This is a genomic window from Streptomyces alkaliterrae, from assembly GCF_007097205.2.
Classification (GTDB): Bacteria; Actinomycetota; Actinomycetes; order Streptomycetales; family Streptomycetaceae; genus Streptomyces; species Streptomyces alkaliterrae.
Genome location: NZ_VJYK02000559.1, coordinates 1 through 1,628, shown reverse-complemented (window position 1 = coordinate 1,628; position 1,628 = coordinate 1). Strand labels below are relative to the sequence as shown.

1 protein-coding gene is annotated in these 1,628 nt (G+C 69.7%); it reads left to right on the top strand.

Features of this window, described 5'->3' with window-relative positions; all coding sequences use genetic code 11:
* Window positions 1–1,621: RICIN domain-containing protein (locus FNX44_RS26725; RefSeq protein WP_228450290.1), on the top strand; the 1,621-nt coding region annotated here is incomplete at its 5' end.
* Window positions 1,622–1,628: the final 7 nt, after the last annotated feature.

Below are 1,628 nucleotides of genomic sequence, written 5' to 3'. Positions count from 1 at the left end.
CCGCGCCCCACACCCCACCGCCGACGCCTCGGAAACCGTCGCACTCCTGGAAGGGCACCGCATGACCCTCCGCCTGCGCCTACCGCGCACGGCCCTCTCCCTGACCCTGGCATTCCTCACCGCCATCGCTCTCATCCCCCTCACCGCCACCGCCGCGCACGCGGCGAGCCAGTTCTGCATGGGCGGCCCGGTCGAGTACGAGTACCGGTCCGCCGAGGGCGGAACGAGCAAGCCCACCGTCGTCGACCCGGTTCGGAACGCCAACGTCGAACTGTGGGGCGCCGAGAGGAGCGGCGACACACCACGCTGGCTCGGCGTGTCGGGGCGCACCTCGAACACCGGCTTCTACGACCTGTGCTACACGACCACCACGACCACCACGATGGACAAGCTGTGGGTGAAGGTGTGGGCGGAGAACCTCCGGCTGTGGCGAGTCATCGACCGAAACAGCCACTCCTACCACGTCCTGGAGTCGACAACCCTGACCGACATCTCCCCCGGCAGCCACGGCGCCCCCATCATCAGGGCCACGGGTTCCGCCGGCCGCGCCTGGCACGTCTTCGACACCGTCAACATCCTGTGGTGGCAACGCCAGAACCCGACGAGTGACTGCTGGACCACCCACGAGCCCGACAGCAGCGCCTGCACCAGGCTCACCATCTACGTGGGTGACGAGGGCTACGGCGGCGTCTACATCCCCCGCGACAACAGCATCCACCTCAGCGGCTCCGCCGGCGACTCCAAGCACTACATCCTGCACGAAGCCGCCCACTTCCTCATGCACCGCCTCTACGACGGTGTGATGCCGGAGGGCTCCATCTGCGCCGTCCACGACATCCCCAAGACAAGTACCCAGGGCTGCGCGTGGGCCGAGGGGTTCGCGAACGCCACAGCGTCCCAGTGGGCAGGCCACTACAGCTTCGTCCACGGCGACGGCACACGGATCCCCCTCCAGTACGGCCCGGGATGGGAGGTCGGCGACCAGGTGGAGGGCAACGTGGCCACCTCCCTGCTCAACCTCTGGCGCCACACCGACGGCGGCTGGGGCCGGACCCTCGCCGCGATCGCCGCGCACAAGCCGACCACCTTCTCGCAGTACTTCAACCACGCCCGCCCGGCCGCGGACCCGCCGCTGCCCACCGACGGCGAAGCGCTCCGCCTGCTGTACCGCAGCGCCATCGACTACGGTCCCAGCATCGTCGACGACGGCAAGCTGCACGGCCTCACCAACGGCGGCGGCTGGGGGCTCCGACGCGTCGGCGCCTGCACCACCACCAGTAGCGTGGACGTGAGGATCGACGCCTTCAGCGCCGCCAACGCGGGGTCGCTGTGGCGGGCCGACGCGAACCCGGACGGCACCGTACGGCTGACCGACAACTGCCCCGAGCCGCTCACCCTCACCGCCCCCACCGCCGCCGACGGCACCGTGACCGTCACGCCCTTCGACCCGGCCAACGCCCGCCAGAAGTGGACCATCACCAAGAGCAACGGCACGCTGACCTTCACCAACCCGCACACCGGACTGGTCCTCGACACGCCGAACATCGACAAGTACACCCTGGTGACCGCCAGGCCGTCGAGCACCGCCAACTCCCAGTCCTGGGTCCCCTACGCCGGCTGACCGGCCC